19 protein-coding genes are annotated in these 17,302 nt (G+C 51.1%); 10 read left to right on the top strand and 9 right to left on the bottom strand.

Annotated elements, in window-relative coordinates; translation table 11 throughout:
• Positions 1-5: 5 nt before the first annotated feature.
• Together rfaP and OGX67_RS02740 are read right to left on the bottom strand one after the other, a co-directional pair.
• A complete protein-coding gene (gene rfaP / locus OGX67_RS02745) occupies positions 6-803 on the bottom strand; it encodes a lipopolysaccharide core heptose(I) kinase RfaP (protein ID WP_286525839.1) in 798 nt (265 codons plus the stop codon).
• Positions 796-1,920, bottom strand: a complete 1,125-nt coding sequence (locus tag OGX67_RS02740) for a glycosyltransferase family 4 protein (protein ID WP_257651355.1) — start codon at positions 1,918-1,920, stop codon at positions 796-798. Before OGX67_RS02740 ends, rfaP begins: the two co-directional genes overlap by 8 nt.
• Positions 1,921-2,344: 424 nt before the next feature.
• Between OGX67_RS02740 and waaA the strand changes: the two genes are divergently transcribed.
• Entirely contained in the window at positions 2,345-3,622 is a 1,278-nt protein-coding gene (waaA, locus tag OGX67_RS02735; RefSeq protein ID WP_071696650.1) for a lipid IV(A) 3-deoxy-D-manno-octulosonic acid transferase, read from the top strand.
• A gap of 8 nt (positions 3,623-3,630) precedes the next feature.
• Positions 3,631-4,110 (top strand): pantetheine-phosphate adenylyltransferase, encoded by a 480-nt coding sequence (coaD, locus tag OGX67_RS02730; protein WP_003024099.1) that lies wholly within the window; start codon positions 3,631-3,633, stop codon positions 4,108-4,110.
• A gap of 38 nt (positions 4,111-4,148) precedes the next feature.
• Here the strand turns inward: coaD and mutM are convergent, their stop codons facing one another.
• From mutM to radC, 4 genes are all read right to left on the bottom strand, one after another.
• Complete coding sequence (gene mutM / locus OGX67_RS02725) at positions 4,149-4,958, bottom strand: bifunctional DNA-formamidopyrimidine glycosylase/DNA-(apurinic or apyrimidinic site) lyase (RefSeq protein WP_003024097.1); 810 nt, start codon at positions 4,956-4,958, stop codon at positions 4,149-4,151.
• Positions 4,959-5,056: 98 nt separating this feature from the next.
• Positions 5,057-5,224 (bottom strand): 50S ribosomal protein L33, encoded by a 168-nt coding sequence (rpmG, locus tag OGX67_RS02720; protein WP_003024094.1) that lies wholly within the window; start codon positions 5,222-5,224, stop codon positions 5,057-5,059.
• A gap of 20 nt (positions 5,225-5,244) precedes the next feature.
• Entirely contained in the window at positions 5,245-5,481 is a 237-nt protein-coding gene (gene rpmB, locus OGX67_RS02715; protein ID WP_003024071.1) for a 50S ribosomal protein L28, read from the bottom strand.
• Between the two features lie 218 nt (positions 5,482-5,699).
• Positions 5,700-6,365, bottom strand: coding sequence for a RadC family protein (radC, locus tag OGX67_RS02710; RefSeq protein WP_086504682.1), 666 nt, complete (start codon positions 6,363-6,365; stop codon positions 5,700-5,702).
• A gap of 171 nt (positions 6,366-6,536) precedes the next feature.
• Here radC and coaBC point away from each other — a divergent pair, with 171 nt between their 5' ends.
• From coaBC to slmA, 3 genes are all read left to right on the top strand, one after another.
• The gene (coaBC, locus tag OGX67_RS02705) at positions 6,537-7,757 is read left to right on the top strand and encodes a bifunctional phosphopantothenoylcysteine decarboxylase/phosphopantothenate--cysteine ligase CoaBC (RefSeq protein ID WP_003024066.1); all 1,221 of its coding nucleotides are present in this window, start codon (positions 6,537-6,539) and stop codon (positions 7,755-7,757) included.
• On the top strand, positions 7,735-8,193 hold the full coding sequence (gene dut / locus OGX67_RS02700; protein ID WP_006687626.1) for a dUTP diphosphatase: 459 nt from the start codon (positions 7,735-7,737) through the stop codon (positions 8,191-8,193). The genes coaBC and dut overlap by 23 nt, the downstream gene beginning before the upstream one ends.
• Before the next feature lie 116 nt (positions 8,194-8,309).
• The gene (slmA, locus tag OGX67_RS02695; protein ID WP_003024060.1) at positions 8,310-8,906 is read left to right on the top strand and encodes a nucleoid occlusion factor SlmA; all 597 of its coding nucleotides are present in this window, start codon (positions 8,310-8,312) and stop codon (positions 8,904-8,906) included.
• Positions 8,907-8,988: 82 nt separating this feature from the next.
• On the opposite strand, the gene pyrE is transcribed toward slmA, so the two are convergent.
• Together pyrE and rph are read right to left on the bottom strand one after the other, a co-directional pair.
• Positions 8,989-9,630 carry an orotate phosphoribosyltransferase gene (gene pyrE, locus OGX67_RS02690; RefSeq protein WP_003024058.1) on the bottom strand — a complete coding sequence of 214 codons (642 nt, stop codon included), beginning with the start codon at positions 9,628-9,630 and terminating at the stop codon, positions 8,989-8,991.
• A gap of 65 nt (positions 9,631-9,695) precedes the next feature.
• Entirely contained in the window at positions 9,696-10,412 is a 717-nt protein-coding gene (rph, locus tag OGX67_RS02685; protein WP_003024054.1) for a ribonuclease PH, read from the bottom strand.
• A 125-nt stretch (positions 10,413-10,537) separates the two neighbouring features.
• Here rph and OGX67_RS02680 point away from each other — a divergent pair, with 125 nt between their 5' ends.
• Complete coding sequence (locus OGX67_RS02680; protein WP_003024052.1) at positions 10,538-11,401, top strand: YicC/YloC family endoribonuclease; 864 nt, start codon at positions 10,538-10,540, stop codon at positions 11,399-11,401.
• 259 nt (positions 11,402-11,660) lie between these two features.
• Entirely contained in the window at positions 11,661-12,278 is a 618-nt protein-coding gene (locus tag OGX67_RS02675) for a trimeric intracellular cation channel family protein (protein WP_003024049.1), read from the top strand.
• On the opposite strand, the gene ligB is transcribed toward OGX67_RS02675, so the two are convergent.
• Positions 12,275-13,954, bottom strand: coding sequence for an NAD-dependent DNA ligase LigB (gene ligB, locus OGX67_RS02670; RefSeq protein WP_257651356.1), 1,680 nt, complete (start codon positions 13,952-13,954; stop codon positions 12,275-12,277). The genes OGX67_RS02675 and ligB overlap by 4 nt on opposite strands.
• A 261-nt stretch (positions 13,955-14,215) precedes the next feature.
• On the opposite strand from ligB, the gene gmk reads away from it, so the two are divergent.
• Genes gmk through spoT form a run of 3 tightly spaced genes read left to right on the top strand, consistent with a single transcriptional unit; the run spans position 14,216 to position 17,302 of the window.
• On the top strand, positions 14,216-14,839 hold the full coding sequence (gene gmk / locus OGX67_RS02665; RefSeq protein ID WP_003024042.1) for a guanylate kinase: 624 nt from the start codon (positions 14,216-14,218) through the stop codon (positions 14,837-14,839).
• A 54-nt stretch (positions 14,840-14,893) separates the two neighbouring features.
• Entirely contained in the window at positions 14,894-15,169 is a 276-nt protein-coding gene (rpoZ, locus tag OGX67_RS02660; RefSeq protein ID WP_000135058.1) for a DNA-directed RNA polymerase subunit omega, read from the top strand.
• A gap of 18 nt (positions 15,170-15,187) precedes the next feature.
• Complete coding sequence (gene spoT / locus OGX67_RS02655) at positions 15,188-17,302, top strand: bifunctional GTP diphosphokinase/guanosine-3',5'-bis pyrophosphate 3'-pyrophosphohydrolase (RefSeq protein WP_257651357.1); 2,115 nt, start codon at positions 15,188-15,190, stop codon at positions 17,300-17,302.

Genomic DNA, 17,302 nt, shown 5'->3' with positions numbered 1-17,302 from the left:
GTGATTTATAGCGCTTTTCTAATTGTTCTTTGTCTTATTTTTTGCGCTTTTGTGACAGCCTGTTCAAACAACCTGACTTCCTGACGAAAGATTTCACGTAGTGGCTTCGAAAAATAGACACGTAAAAAACGGTAGATATCTCTGGACGTCAACCCGATCTCAAGTGAAGAGAAATAGAGTCCAATCAGATCCTTATCCCGCCAGCGGCGTGGCACATGCTGGCGTATTTGTGCACGATGCAAATCAATTACGGAAAGTTTGATATTCGCAACGTCTTCCGGCATCGGCTGCTGGAGCAGGAAATGGCATATATAGCAATCCCGGTGATTTACCCCGCCCCGATGCATTTTACCCACCATTTCTGCCACCCGGGTAATAATTGTCCGTTTTAATACATAATCAGGGGGCTCAACTTTCCACCTTGCACAAAAATCTTCAAGGCTGATAGCAGGAGAGAGATCTTCAGTGATGATAAATGAGGTACGCTCTAACGGATTCAGTCCTTTCTGCCCAAATGCCACGCCGGTCATGGTGTCAACACTCAGTTCCTGTAAGCGATGAATTGCCAGCCACTCCCGGTCTGCGCCCAGTACAGGCATACGTAAAGATATAAGATTCTTCACCACTTCTTTAAGCGTGGTTCCATGATGATATTTAAGAAAATAACCCTTACCCATCATCTCAAAACGCAGGGTGCGTCGTGTTTCCAGGGCGCGAAAAACCTCACCGTCCAGCTTAGCGACTTCAGTAAACGGGTCTTTTACTTGCCACAGCGTGGCAAATGGTTCTTTTAATTCAATCATTCTTAGGACCTAAAATGATATCTGCAGCTTTATCTGCCAGGCTGTAGAGATCTTTTGTATCAGCAAAATGCCGTGCGTTCCCGGCCCAACGACTTCTCTGCTCATTATTTTGCAGCGCATCGAAAAGTGCTGTATTCAGATTTTCCTGCTCAAAAGGTTCAGGAATCACCACCCCACATTGGGCGGCGTTGATATAACCCGCATAGCCGCAAACTTCGGTAGTTAAAACCGGCAGTCCGGCAACTACAGCTTCTAGCAAGACAATACCGGCGGCTTCCTGTACAGCTGGGTGAAGTAATAAATCAGCAGCAGACATCAATTCTGCGACATCGTCCCGCCCCGAGAAGAACTGCACTTGTTCTTCAACCCCCAATTGACGAGCCTGAGCGCGATAGCGATCGGCCTTATCCTGACCAACAACCATCAATCGTGTGCGGTGGCGAATGACATCAGGCAAAGAAGCCAACGCCTGTAATGTTCTTGGCACGCCTTTGCGTTTGAAATCGGAACCTACCTGTAAGAGCAAGAACTGATCGAGACCAATACCATGTTTTTCTCTAACAATCAGCCGGCTGTTTTCAGGTTGCTGGCTGTACTTTCTGTCAGGGTAGATTCCTGGAGGCAGAATACGAAAGCGCTGGCTCTCAGTTTGGTAATGATGTTTGAAGTCACCAATTTGTTTATCGGTTAACATCAAAAGCGTAGTGCCGGCACCCTGCTGAAATACGGCTTTTTCAAATGCAGAGTAGTGTCGGTACCTGCGCGTCAATTTGTAGAAAAAGCCTTTCTCGCGGGCAACCTTTTCCGCATAGCAAACGTCCGCAGCGTAATACACATCCAGGCCAGGCATTTTATTAAAACCAACGACACGATCGACGGGATGTTGAGTTAAATAATTCTGAACCCACTGATAATATTGCTCGTTTTTCCCATGATTCGTTCTGGATGTAACGGGGACGAGTATAATCTCCAGCCCTTCCGGACGCTCGCCCTGCCATGACTGGGTAAATACCTGAACATGATGGCCACGAGAAGCAACCGTCAGCGCTACTCGCAAGAAATCACGCTGTAACCCACCATAGGGAAAATACTTGTACAAACAAAAAGCAATATTCATGCATTAATATCCGCATCGCGTCGCCAGGCATATCAGGTTTGAAGCATCAGAATCGTGTAATCCTTGCCTAAAGCATCCAAAGATGACTTTCTGTGCTTTCGAAACGTTTCTGCCCGCTAGCTACCTGAAATTGCGCAGTAGTATATCATTTATTACCAAGCATTCCGAAATGAATATTTTTTAAACAAAAAACAAAATAAATCATTAAAAACATACAGATAAATAAGACACCAGTTCATCAGGAAACGCACACCGCACAAGAGGTTAAGACATATAAATGCGGCCATGTGAATTTTTGAAATAGCCATCAGCGAAATCAGTTCCCCACCAATTCCATCGTTTTGATACAACCTGGATAAAAATGATGGTAAAGCCATAGTTAAATACATAGAATCCCCAGCACATTCATAAGTCAGCTACCATTATGCTCGAATTGCTTTACACCGCCCTTTTCTACCTTATTCAGCCTTTGATCTGGATACGGCTTTGGGTGCGCGGACGTAAGGCTCCGGCCTACCGTAAACGCTGGGGTGAACGTTACGGCTTTTATCGCCGCTCGCTAAAACCCGGCGGGATCATGCTTCATTCGGTTTCTGTGGGCGAAACGCTGGCTGCAATCCCATTAGTTCGCGCTCTGCGTCACCGTTATCCCGACTTACCGATCACGGTCACCACCATGACGCCAACCGGTTCCGAGCGCGTACAATCTGCTTTTGGCACTGACGTTCAGCATATTTATCTGCCTTACGATTTACCGGATGCCCTGAACCGTTTTCTGAATAAAGTTGACCCCAAACTGGTGTTAATTATGGAAACCGAGCTGTGGCCAAATCTGATCGCGGCACTTCATAAGCGTCACATTCCTCTGGTCATTGCCAACGCACGTCTTTCTGCTCGTTCAGCCGCTGGCTATGCGAAATTAGGTAAATTTGTTGGCACACTACTGCGTCGAATTACGTTAATTGCCGCACAAAACGAAGAAGATGGCGCACGTTTTATTACGCTTGGCGCCAGAAGCAACCAGGTCACCGTTACTGGCAGCCTGAAGTTTGATATATCCGTCACGCCACAACTGGCCGCAAAAGCGGTGACATTACGTCGTCAATGGGCGCCTCACCGCCCGGTATGGATTGCAACCAGCACCCACGACGGCGAAGAAAGCATCATCATTGCCGCCCATCAGGCGTTATTAAATCAGTTCCCGAATCTTTTACTAATTCTGGTTCCCAGACATCCTGAACGGTTCCCGGATGCAATTAACCTCGTACGCCAGGCTGGGCTAAGTTATACCACTCGTTCTTCGGGTGAAGTTCCGTCCTCAGGCACTCAGGTTGTGATCGGCGATACCATGGGTGAGCTGATGTTGCTGTATGGCATTGCCGACCTTGCTTTTGTCGGCGGTTCACTGGTTGAACGTGGTGGACACAATCCACTGGAAGCCGCGGCACATGCTATTCCAGTGCTGATGGGACCACATACGTTTAATTTTAAAGATATTTGCGCCCGCCTCGAACAGGCAAGCGGATTGATCACCGTCACCGACGCACCTACGCTGGTAAAAGAAGTATCTTCTTTACTGACCGATGCAGATTATCGTAATTTTTATGGCCGTCACGCAGTTGAAGTTCTGTATCAAAATCAGGGCGCGTTACAGCGTCTGCTGCAGCTGCTGGAACCTTATCTGCCACCCAAAACGCATTGAGGCAAGCCATGCAAAAACGGGCGATTTATCCAGGAACCTTTGATCCCATAACTAACGGCCATCTTGATATCGTGACGCGTGCGACCAGCATGTTCGATCACGTGATCCTGGCGATTGCTGCAAGTCCCAGTAAAAAACCGATGTTTACCCTTGAAGAGCGCGTCGAGCTGGCGCAACAGGCAACGGCGCATCTCGGCAATGTGGAAGTTCTGGGATTCAGCGACTTAATGGCAAATTTTGCCCGTGATAATCAGGCTAACATTCTGATCCGAGGCCTACGCGCGGTAGCAGATTTTGAGTATGAAATGCAGCTGGCGCACATGAACCGCCACCTAATGCCGCAACTGGAAAGCGTCTTTCTGATGCCGTCTAAAGAGTGGTCATTTATCTCATCGTCACTGGTGAAAGAAGTCGCCCGCCATCAGGGTGATGTGACGCACTTTCTGCCGGAAAACGTCCATCAGGCGTTAATGAGTAAGTTGAAGTAATGTGCCTGGCCGGATGCTGCATCCGGCCAGCAATGACACTATTTCTGACAGCGACGGCAATAGAACGTTGTACGCTGGGCGTGTTTTGTCGCAACAATCGGTGCGCCACATGCGCGGCAAGGTTCACCTTCTCTCCCATAGACCTGCAGCTCCTGGGCAAAATAGCCCGGCTTACCGTCACTTTGCAGAAAGTCCTTCAGCGTCGTCCCGCCCTGCTCGATAGAACGCAGCAAAACCGCCTTGATAACGCGTACCAGCAGTTCGCACTCATCCTGTGACAGCGATGACGCCAGACGGTCAGGATGGATACCAGCCGCAAACAGCGACTCGCTGGCATAGATGTTTCCCACCCCCACCACTAACTTGTTATCCATCAGCCAGGGTTTAATCGCCGTTTTCTTCTTTGCACATTTCTGCTGTAGATAACCGGCGTTGAAATCGTCACTCAGCGGCTCAGGGCCAAGATGGGCGAGGACATTATGTCCATCCAGCTCTTTAGTCCACAGCCAGGCACCAAAGCGACGGGGATCGGTATAACGCAGAACTTTGCCATTGCTCATCACTAAGTCAACGTGGTCGTGCTTATCTGCCGGAAGCTCTTCAGGAAGGATACGCAAACTACCCGACATCCCCAGATGAATGATTACCCAGCCGTCCGGCAGCTCCAGAAGCAGGTATTTTGCGCGCCGCTGTACGCTCAGGACAGGTTTATCGCTCAGGCGATAGATTTCCTCTGATACCGGCCAACGCAAACGACCGTTACGCACAGTCGCGTGCATAATCGTTGCCCCCACCAGATGCGGCTCAATCCCACGGCGACTGGTTTCGACTTCAGGTAATTCAGGCATAGTATCTCCGGCGGTGTATCAGGTCTCATTTATATGGGGACGGCCAGAAAACAAAAAACCCCGCCGAGGCGAGGTTTTTTGCTACATCGAAACTAAAATTATTTGATTTTAGCTTCTTTGTACAGTACGTGCTGGCGTACAACTGGATCGAATTTTTTCAGTTCCAGTTTTTCCGGCTTAGTACGTTTGTTCTTCGTAGTGGTATAGAAATGACCAGTACCAGCAGAAGAAACCAGCTTGATTTTCTCACGAATACCTTTAGCCATGATTTATTTCCTCTTAGTACTTAGTACTTTTCGCCACGGGCACGCAGTTCAGACAGAACTGTTTCGATGCCTTTCTTATCAATTACACGCATACCTTTAGCAGATACACGCAGGGTGACAAAACGCTTCTCGCTCTCAACCCAGAAACGGTGAGAGTGCAGGTTCGGCAGGAAACGGCGTTTAGTCGCGTTCAGTGCGTGGGAACGGTTGTTACCGGTCACCGGACGCTTGCCAGTAACTTGGCAGACTCGGGACATGTCTATTCTCCAAAAATCAAATTAGCTCGAGCTTCGTATGGGGTATCGGCGCCTCGTCAGGCTTTACAGCCCGGTCATCGCATAGTTCTAAGTGAACTCTCGATTGCCAGGCCCAAATGCCAAACCCGAGATTCTCAAAGGTGGCGTAGTATACGCTGACCCGGCGTTATGCTCAAGTCCCGAACAGACAAAGATCCCGATGGATCGCGTAAAGTGCGTTAAATCCAACCGCGTTCCGCAAAAGAAACGTACTCTCCGCGCCCAATGACCAGATGATCAAGCACCCGGATATCCATGAACTGACAGCATTTCACAACACGCTCGGTGATGAGTTTATCTGCTTTACTCGGCTCTGCACACCCCGAAGGGTGATTATGCGCAAGGATCACGGCGGAAGCATTCATTTTTATCGCTTCGCGGACAATTTCTCGCGGATGTACCTCGACGTGGCTTAGTGTCCCGGAAAAAAGTTTGCTGTGTTTAATCACTTGATGTTGAGAATCCATAAAGATCACCAGAAAGATCTCGCGTTCCTCTTGCGAGAGTTGGCTTTGCAGAAATTCACGCGCCATTTCCGGGCTAAGTAGAGCACGCTCCTCTATCACTCGCACGTTGTAGTAGCGTCTTGCCAGCTCCGCAATACCCTTCAACTGTGCATACTTCGCGATACCGATTCCCGAAACATAGCTAAAATCCATGTAATCAGCAGACAACAAACCATACAACGACTCAAAATGCTGAAGCATCTCTTTCGCCAGCGTAAGCACATCTTTACCCTGAATACCGGTACGTAAAAAAAGCGCCAGTAACTCAACATCGGTCAGCGAACTGGCCCCCTGTGCCAACAGCTTTTCCCTGGGCATCATACTTCCTGTATTGTCCATACTTTTCCCTCCTTTCGCGTCCGCATAGTGGCATAACACCGACGGTGAATCGACGCGCTGTTTTCACTTCTTCGTAGTGCCTCGCAAAGTAGAAGGCGGTCAAAAGCACGACAAATTGCGGATTGTGATAAAATATCTGCCTTCTGGTGAAACCCAACAGGAAAGATCATGATGAGCCTGGCCGGTAAAAAAATCGTACTTGGCGTCAGTGGCGGGATTGCTGCGTACAAGACCCCTGAGCTGGTGCGTCGTTTACGGGAACGCGGCGCTGACGTCCGCGTGGCAATGACCGAAGCGGCAAAAGCATTTATTACTCCCCTGAGTTTACAGGCAGTTTCAGGTTATCCCGTTTCCGACAGCCTGCTTGATCCTGCAGCCGAAGCTGCGATGGGCCACATTGAGCTGGGAAAATGGGCCGATTTGGTCATCCTGGCGCCCGCTACAGCAGACCTGATTGCTCGTGTCGCCGCAGGTATGGCCAACGACCTGGTGTCAACGATTTGTCTGGCAACGCCTGCTTCTGTTGCTGTACTGCCAGCCATGAACCAGCAGATGTATCGCGCTGCCGCGACCCAGCACAATCTGGGTATTCTTGCCTCACGCGGTTTGCTCATTTGGGGCCCGGACAGCGGTAGCCAGGCATGTGGCGATGTCGGTCCTGGACGTATGCTGGATCCGTTAACGATTGTGGATATGGCGGCAGAACATTTTTCGCCTGTCAACGATCTGCAACATCTCAACATCATGATTACGGCGGGCCCGACGCGTGAACCGCTTGATCCCGTGCGTTATATTTCCAACCATAGCTCCGGGAAGATGGGATTTGCTATCGCGGCAGCTGCAGCAAAGCGCGGGGCAAACGTCACACTGGTATCGGGTCCGGTTTCGTTATCCACACCACCATTTGTTCAGCGGGTTGATGTGATGACCGCGTTGGAAATGGAAGCCGCTGTGCAGTCTGCAGTGCAACAACAGCATATTTTTATCGGCTGCGCTGCAGTCGCTGATTATCGCGCTGAAACTGTCGCCCACGAAAAAATAAAAAAACAAGCGACGCAGGGTGATGAATTAACTGTAAAAATGGTCAAAAACCCGGACATTATCGCCGGTGTTGCCGCACTGGATGCTAACCGTCCTTTTGTCGTTGGGTTTGCCGCCGAAACAAATAATGTGGAAGAATATGCCCGGCAAAAACGCATCCGCAAAAACCTTGATGTGATCTGTGCGAACGACGTTTCGCTGTCAACTCAAGGGTTTAACAGCGATAGCAACGCATTACACCTTTTTTGGCAGGATGGAGACAAAGTCTTACCGCTTGAGCGTAAAGAACTCCTGGGCCAATTATTACTCGACGAGATCGTGACCCGTTATGATGAAAAAAATCGACGTTAAGATTCTGGACCCGCGCGTAGGGCAACAATTTCCGCTCCCGACGTACGCCACTTCTGGTTCTGCCGGACTTGACCTGCGTGCTTGTCTTGATGACGCCGTAGAACTGGCACCGGGCGCAACAACGCTGGTGCCAACCGGGTTAGCTATCCACATTGCCGATCCTTCTCTGGCAGCGGTGATGCTCCCGCGCTCCGGATTGGGCCATAAGCACGGTATCGTGCTGGGCAATCTGGTTGGTTTGATTGATTCCGACTACCAGGGCCAACTGATGGTGTCCATCTGGAACCGTGGTCAGGACAGCTTCACTATTGAGCCGGGCGAACGTATCGCGCAGATGGTATTTGTACCAGTCGTGCAGGCTGAATTTAATCTGGTGGAAGAGTTTGAAGCCACCGATCGTGGCGAAGGTGGCTTCGGCCATTCCGGGCGCAAGTAACCCGCAGAAAAGTATCCCATAGCGTAATAACGCAATAACACACCGCAAACAACAGTTTGCGGTCGCTGTGTGGATGCCTGCCTGGCAAGAGCTTATTTTCAGGGGTATTTTGTAACATGGTAGAAAAGCAAACTGCGAAAAGGAATCGTCGCGAAGAAATACTTCAGTCTCTGGCACTGATGCTTGAGTCCAGCGATGGTAGCCAACGCATCACCACAGCAAAGCTGGCAGCCTCAGTTGGCGTATCCGAAGCGGCATTGTATCGCCATTTCCCCAGCAAGACCCGTATGTTCGATAGCCTGATTGAGTTTATCGAAGATAGTCTGATTACGCGCATCAATCTGATTTTGAAAGATGAAAAAGACACCAGCGCGCGTCTGCGTCTGATCGTTCTGCTGATTTTAGGGTTTGGTGAGCGTAATCCGGGCCTGACGCGAATTCTGACCGGACACGCGTTGATGTTCGAGCAAGACCGTCTGCAAGGTCGCATTAACCAACTTTTTGAGCGCATTGAAGCGCAGTTGCGCCAGGTTCTACGAGAAAAAAGAATGCGTGAAGGTGAAGGCTACACCGTGGATGAAACGCTGCTGGCCAGCCAGTTACTGGCTTTCTGCGAAGGTATGCTATCCCGATTTGTACGTAGCGAATTTAAATACCGCCCAACGGATGATTTTGACACCCGCTGGCCGTTGGTTGCCGCTCAATTGCAGTAGCGATTTCGTCTTGTCCGGCCTACGTATACCGTAGGCCCGGTAAGTGCGTAGGCCGGATCAGCGCAGCGCTATCCGGCTGTCCTTATACACCGTATGCTTCGCGATAGGCTCGTACTGCCGCCAGGTGCTCCGCCATCTCCGGTTTCTCTTCCAGATACGCAATCAGGTCTTTCAGGGTGATAATAGAGATCACTTTGCAACCGTAATCACGTTCCACTTCCTGAATAGCGGAAATCTCGCCGCGACCGCGTTCCTGACGATCGAGAGAAATCAGTACCCCCGCCAGAGTGGCGCCATTCGCCTGGATAATTTCCATCGACTCACGAATCGCCGTACCTGCGGTGATAACATCATCCACCAGCATCACGCGCCCCTCAAGTGCGCTACCGACCAGATTGCCACCTTCACCGTGGGTCTTCGCCTCTTTACGGTTAAAGCAGTACGGCAAATCTTTATCGTGGTGTTCAGCCAGCGCAACGGCCGTTGTAGTCGCAATCGGAATACCTTTGTACGCTGGGCCAAACAGCAAATCGAACTCAATACCGGAATCCACCAGCGCTTCGGCGTAAAAACGGCCTAACAGAGCCAGGTCGCGCCCGGTATTAAACAGTCCGGCGTTGAAGAAATAGGGGCTTTTACGCCCGGATTTCAGCGTAAACTCGCCAAACTTTAGTACCTGCTTGCTAAGCGCAAACTCAATAAACTGGCGCTGATACGGTTTCATGGATTCGCTCCTCATCTCACTTTATTACAGACAAAAAAAAGGCGACTCATCAGTCGCCTTTAAAATCAATTTTCTAACGCCGCCTTCTGCGTCGCTACAATGGATTCGATTCCCCCTCGGGCCAACGCCAGTAGGGTAAGAAGTTCTTCATGGCTGAATGGCTCACCTTCCGCCGTGCCCTGAACCTCTATAATGCGACCGTCTTCAGTCATCACTACGTTCATATCGGTTTCTGCAGCAGAGTCTTCAACGTACTCGAGGTCACAGAGTGCTTCACCGTTCACAATGCCCACGGAAACCGCGGCGACCATCCCTTTCATCGGGTTAGTTTTCAGTTTACCGCTCGCCACTAGCTTGTTCAGCGCATCCGCCAACGCAACGCATGCGCCGGTAATTGATGCGGTGCGGGTACCGCCATCTGCCTGGATAACATCGCAGTCCAGCGTAATGGTGAACTCACCGAGCGTCTTCAGGTCAACGGCAGCGCGCAGCGCACGAGCGATCAGACGCTGGATTTCCATGGTACGACCGCCCTGCTTACCTTTCGCCGCTTCACGGGCGTTACGGGTGTGTGTGGCGCGTGGCAGCATGCCATATTCTGCGGTGATCCAACCCTGGCCCTGACCTTTCAGAAAACGCGGTACGCCTTCATCAATAGAAGCGGTACATAGCACTTTGGTATCACCAAATTCGACCAGCACGGAGCCTTCAGCGTGTTTTGTATAATTACGGGTCAGGGTGACGGGACGCACCTGATTGGCACTACGACCTGCTGGACGCATGATAAAATCTCCGGCTTGAAACGAATGTGGCTGCGCATTATACGGACTTCCGACTGTTATTCCTATCCTGACAAGACGTGGATGGCTATAATCCTCCCATCTCATCTTTAAAAACAGGAACGTCTATGATCCGCAGCATGACCGCTTACGCCCGGCGTGAAATCAAGGGTGAATGGGGTAGCGCTACCTGGGAAATGCGCTCGGTAAACCAGCGTTATCTGGAAACTTATTTTCGCCTGCCGGAGCAGTTCCGTAGTCTCGAACCCGTAGTTCGCGAACGTATTCGCACGCGTCTGACGCGCGGTAAAGTCGAATGTACGCTGCGTTTTGAGCCTGATGCCAGTGCACAAGGCGAGCTGATTCTGAATGAAAAACTCGCTAAACAGCTCGTTAGCGCTGCTAACTGGGTCAAAATGCAGAGTGATGAAGGTGAAATTAACCCGGTTGATATCCTGCGTTGGCCAGGCGTAATGGCAGCCCAGGAGCAAGATCTGGACGCCATTGCCGCCGAAATCCTCGCCGCGCTTGACGGTACGCTGGATGACTTTATCGTTGCGCGTGAAACCGAAGGTCAGGCACTGAAGGCGTTGATCGAGCAGCGTCTGGAAGGCGTCAGCGCTGAAGTCACAAAAGTGCGCGCACATATGCCGGAAATCCTGCAATGGCAGCGCGAGCGTCTGGTAGCCAAACTGGAAGATGCTCAGGTGCAGCTGGAAAATAACCGCCTTGAGCAAGAACTGGTGCTGATGGCACAGCGTATCGACGTGGCTGAAGAACTGGATCGCCTGGAAGCTCACGTCAAAGAAACCTACAACATTCTGAAGAAAAAAGAGGCGGTTGGCCGTCGTCTGGACTTCATGATGCAGGAATTCAACCGTGAGTCGAATACTCTGGCATCGAAGTCTATCAATGCCGAAGTGACTAACTCCGCAATTGAACTGAAGGTATTGATCGAGCAAATGCGCGAGCAAATTCAGAATATCGAGTAAGTCACCACCTCACGTAGCCCGTCAATAAACGGCGGCGCTACGTGCTTTTCCCGACGCTATCAGTTCTCATCTATGCGACAAGAATTATATTTTCTCATCATTTATTGTCACCATTCATATCACAAAGCGCATGCCATAACGTGTTTACAACAATTTCGCATTAGCTGTAGTAATTAAAATCACTTCACCTTAGAAAATCTCAATCGTGACAGTGCGCACAAATCGTTAACCTTAGCCCCCAGCAAATCAGGGGGAATACATGCTGTTACACGTTTTATACTTAATTGGTATTACTGCCGAAGCCATGACCGGTGCACTTGCGGCTGGGCGTCGTCGTATGGATACATTTGGCGTCATTATCATTGCCACCGCGACAGCCATTGGCGGTGGTTCAGTACGTGATATTCTTCTCGGCCATTATCCGCTCGGCTGGGTAAAGCACCCTGAATACGTCATTATCGTAGCCACTGCCGCGGTACTGACCACTATTATTGCTCCCGTGATGCCCTATCTGCGCAAAATATTCCTCGTACTGGATGCGCTGGGCCTGGTGGTCTTTTCTATTATCGGGGCTCAGGTGGCACTGGATATGGGCCATGGACCGATTATCGCCGTGGTCGCTGCGGTCACTACCGGGGTTTTCGGCGGCGTATTACGCGATATGTTCTGCAAACGCATCCCGTTAGTGTTCCAGAAAGAGCTGTATGCCGGCGTATCATTTGCCGCTGCTGTGCTATACATCGTGCTACAGCATTATGTCTCCAGTCATGATGTGGTGGTTATCTCTACCCTGCTCTTCGGCTTTACTGCCCGACTACTGGCGCTGCGCCTGAAGTTAGGTCTGCCGGTATTTTACTATCGCCATGAAGGCCATTAAGGCATAAAGCCCGCGATCCGCTGAGCAGCTAACCAGTTGCTCAGCGCTGTGACCTCTCGATCCTCCAGCCACTGAATAACCTGCCGTGCCCGCTGCTCCCCCATGAAAGGAAGCTGCCGCCAGCTTTGTTCATCGCGTTCTTGCAATTGCTGCCACGAACCATCCCGGCTAGCATTCAGCGTTGCCTGTGTTAACGGTATTCCCATGGCAATCACCCAGCGCGTGAACGGAAGATCGCGTGACAGGTTGAATTGATGCCATAACTTCTCCCCTTTGCTTATACCAAATGTCGACTGTAGTTGTTCCTGAGTTAGCCCGAGCCAGGAAAAGATATGCTCAAAGCGATACACCTGATGGAGCTCCCGCCATCCCGCCTCGCCGATGCCCTCCAGCCCCAGCACCTCATTGGCCCCCAGCCAGACCAGTCTGGCAACAAACTGTTCCTGGCACTCCGCTGTGGCATAAAAACAGGTTAATGAATTGAAGCGCCCCTCAGGTGGCACTGGCTTACTACGCTGGGTACTGCGCCAGACCACCTCATCTATACGGGGGATCCCTTGTCCGGCCAGGCTCACCAGAATCTGATCGCCAGGCGCGATATCCCATTCATTCCAGCGTCGAACGGAGCCAATATTGACGCGCTGTACGCGTTTATCATCCAGCATGACGGGAGTCAGCAATGCTACCACCGCAATTTTCCCGCTTTTACCAACGGAGAACTGAATACCGGTTACCTCAGATACCCTGGCCACGGGAGGATATTTCCACGCAGCCAGCCAGTCTCCCTGTCCGGGTAGCCAGTATCGCGCCTGCGGCTCTTTTCCTGTTCGCACGACCACGCCATCAGTGACAAAAGGTAATGCTGAAGTCCACCACTTTGCTCGCACTTGCTCTACGTCATCCGCACTCTTCACGGCCTTGGTAAAATGTTGCGTGAAACTGAACCCGGCAGCAGTGAGCTTCTCCAGCCTTTCCGACATGACCGCAGGACCATCGGGCCAGGCCCAGATAAAAATAGCCAGCGAGCCTAATAATTCCGGATTGCTCTGGCGCATCATTAATCCAGCAACCTTCGAGCGGGCGTTCATTCCCCCTCTCTGCTTCTGAATATGCCCCTCTTGCTGCAAAAAAATCTCACCCTGCAACGTACTGTTAGCGAGATTCCCCTTGGTCGAATGTGGTACGGAAGGGATCTGAAGAACCTTTTGCGTCCAGTCTTCGCCTTTCAGGCCATTACCACGGCTAATCGCCCGTACCAGATTGCCATTGCGATAGACTAACGTCACTGCCACGCCATCCACCTTCGGTTGCACCCAGAGATCGCTGCGCGCGTGCATCCATTGCTGTAGCGCTTGCTTATCGGCAAGTTTTCGAACTCCCGTGTGGGGAACGGGGTGTGATACTGTGCCACCCATTGGTGGCGCAGACAGATCTGGTGGAACTTCATCGCCAAAACAGCGCTGCCATTGAATTAGTTGCGCATTGAGCTGGTCATAAACGCCGTCATCTACGGCACTTTCACCCTGTTTCCAGTAACTGTCATTCCACTGTGTTATCTGCTGCTGTAGTCGTGAAATTTCCTCGTTTGCCCTGGCAGGCGACCAGACGGGGCATACCGCCCATGCGGGTAGATACCCCATTAGCAAAACCAGCCCTATGCCTTTCCATAATCCCATGTTACCTCCGCTGAGCACTGCATTTCCTGGCAGGTATAGCGCGAAATAATAGGGAAACAGAGCGGCAAAAAAGCATCCTGCGAGCACCGTTCCTGACATTTGCACGTATTGCTGCAAATCATCGATAAAACAGGAAACTGATACGCAAAACGCAATAAACATGCGCAAAAAGTGTGACAAGGGCTACGTCACATAGCGGCTACGTGTATAATAAGCCCGTATGTAGGCTCTCTTTCGACAATCACATACATTAAGATACTCATGGCTCAAGGCACGCTTTATATTGTTTCTGCCCCCAGTGGCGCGGGTAAATCCAGCCTGATTCAGGCTTTATTAAAGACCCAACCGTTGTATGACACCCAGGTTTCTGTTTCGCACACCACGCGCGCACCGCGCCCGGGGGAAGTGCACGGTGAACACTATTTCTTTGTGAACCATGATGAATTCAGAACCATGATTGGCAGAGACGCGTTCCTGGAACACGCGGAGGTTTTCGGTAATTACTACGGCACCTCACGTGAAACCATTGAGCAAGTATTAGCATCCGGCGTAGACGTCTTTTTAGATATCGACTGGCAAGGTGCGCAGCAAATTCGTGAAAAAATGCCGCATGCGCGCAGTATTTTTATTTTGCCGCCATCTAAGATTGAGTTGGATCGCCGTCTGCGTGGCCGCGGTCAGGATAGCGAAGACGTGATCGCAAAACGTATGGCGCAAGCTGTTGCAGAAATGAGCCATTACGCCGAATATGATTATCTTATTGTGAACGATGATTTCGATACCGCCCTGGGCGATTTGAAAACCATCATTCGCGCCGAACGTCTGCGCATGAGCCGCCAAAAGCAGCGTCATGACGCTTTAATCAGCAAACTGTTGGCAGACTGAACCCACATTCAGTATCATGCCCAGTCATTTCTTCACCTGTGGAGCATTTTAAGTATGGCACGCGTAACTGTTCAGGACGCTGTAGAGAAAATTGGTAACCGTTTTGACCTGGTACTGGTCGCCGCGCGTCGCGCTCGTCAGATGCAGGTAGGCGGAAAGGATCCGCTCGTACCGGAAGAAAACGATAAAACTACCGTTATCGCGCTGCGCGAAATCGAAGAAGGTCTGATCAACAACCAGATCCTCGACGTGCGTGAGCGCCAGGAACAGCAAGAGCAGGAAGCCGCTGAATTACAAGCCGTTACCGCTATTGCTGAAGGTCGTCGTTAATCACAAAGCGGGTCGCCCTTGTATCTGTTTGAAAGCCTGAATCAACTGATTCAAAACTACCTGCCGGAAGACCAGATTAGGCGTCTTCGGCAGGCGTATCTCGTTGCACGTGACGCTCACGAGGGCCAGACACGTTCAAGCGGTGAACCCTATATCACGCACCCGGTAGCGGTAGCCTGTATTCTGGCCGAGATGAAACTCGACTACGAAACGCTGATGGCTGCACTGCTGCATGACGTGATTGAAGATACCCCAGCCACCTATCAGGACATGGAACAGCTTTTTGGTAAAAGCGTTGCAGAGCTGGTAGAAGGGGTATCGAAGCTTGATAAGCTTAAGTTTCGCGATAAGAAAGAGGCGCAAGCCGAAAACTTTCGCAAGATGATTATGGCGATGGTGCAGGATATCCGCGTCATTCTCATCAAACTTGCCGACCGTACCCACAATATGCGCACGCTGGGCTCATTACGCCCGGACAAGCGTCGCCGCATCGCCCGTGAAACCCTCGAAATCTATAGTCCGCTGGCACACCGTTTAGGTATTCATCACATTAAAACCGAGCTGGAAGAGCTGGGTTTTGAAGCGCTGTACCCAAACCGCTATCGCGTGATTAAAGAAGTGGTTAAAGCCGCCCGCGGCAACCGCAAAGAGATGATCCAAAAAATCCTCTCAGAAATCGAAGGGCGTTTGCAGGAGGCAGGTATTCCGTGTCGCGTAAGCGGGCGTGAGAAGCACCTGTACTCTATTTACTGCAAAATGGTGCTCAAAGAGCAGCGTTTTCACTCCATCATGGATATCTACGCATTTCGCGTCATCGTTCATGATTCCGATACCTGCTATCGCGTACTCGGCCAGATGCACAGCCTGTACAAACCACGTCCTGGCCGCGTGAAAGACTATATTGCCATCCCAAAAGCGAACGGATATCAGTCTTTGCACACCTCAATGATCGGCCCTCATGGCGTCCCGGTTGAAGTACAGATTCGTACTGAAGACATGGACCAGATGGCAGAGATGGGTGTCGCAGCGCACTGGGCTTACAAAGAGCACGGCGGCGAAAGCAGCACCACTGCGCAAATCCGCGCTCAGCGCTGGATGCAAAGCCTGCTGGAACTGCAGCAGAGCGCCGGTAGCTCGTTTGAATTTATTGAAAGCGTTAAATCTGATCTCTTCCCGGATGAGATTTATGTTTTCACACCGGAAGGGCGCATTGTCGAACTGCCCGCCGGTGCAACGCCTGTCGACTTCGCCTACGCCGTGCATACCGATATCGGTCACGCTTGCGTCGGCGCGCGCGTCGACAGACAGCCTTACCCGCTTTCACAACCGCTCTTTAGCGGTCAGACAGTTGAGATTATTACCGCCCCGGGTGCGCGCCCGAATGCCGCGTGGCTCAACTTCGTCGTCAGTTCGAAAGCGCGCGCCAAGATTCGCCAACTGCTGAAAAACCTCAAGCGCGATGATTCCGTCAGTCTGGGCCGTCGACTGCTCAACCATGCCCTGGGCGGTAGCCGTAAACTGGCTGAGATCCCGCCAGAGAGCATCCAGCGTGAGCTTGAGCGCATGAAGCTCGCCACTCTTGACGATCTGCTCGCAGAAATCGGTCTGGGTAATGCCATGAGCGTGGTGGTAGCGAAAAACCTCCAGCAGGGCGAAGCAACAGCGAACGTACCGGCACAATCTGGCCATGGTCATCTGCCGATCAAAGGTGCAGACGGCGTGCTGATCACCTTCGCGAAATGCTGCCGTCCAATTCCAGGCGATCCCATCATTGCCCACGTCAGTCCGGGTAAAGGTCTGGTGATTCACCATGAGTCCTGCCGTAATATTCGTGGCTACCAGAAAGAACCAGAGAAATTTATGGCGGTGGAATGGGATAAAGAAACAGAGCAGGAATTCATCACTGAGATTAAGGTGGATATGTTTAACCACCAGGGTGCTTTGGCGAACCTGACGGCGGCAATCAACACGACCACCTCCAATATTCAAAGCCTGAATACGGAAGAGAAAGATGGTCGCGTCTATAGCGCCTTTATTCGCTTGACCGCTCGCGATCGCGTGCACCTGGCGAATATCATGCGCAAAATCCGCGTCATGCCGGACGTGATAAAAGTCACCCGTAACCGAAACTAG

The organism is Citrobacter sp. Cf118 (assembly GCF_030334095.1).
Lineage (GTDB): Bacteria > Pseudomonadota > Gammaproteobacteria > Enterobacterales > Enterobacteriaceae > Citrobacter > Citrobacter freundii.
This window is presented reverse-complemented; position numbering and strand designations above follow the sequence as displayed.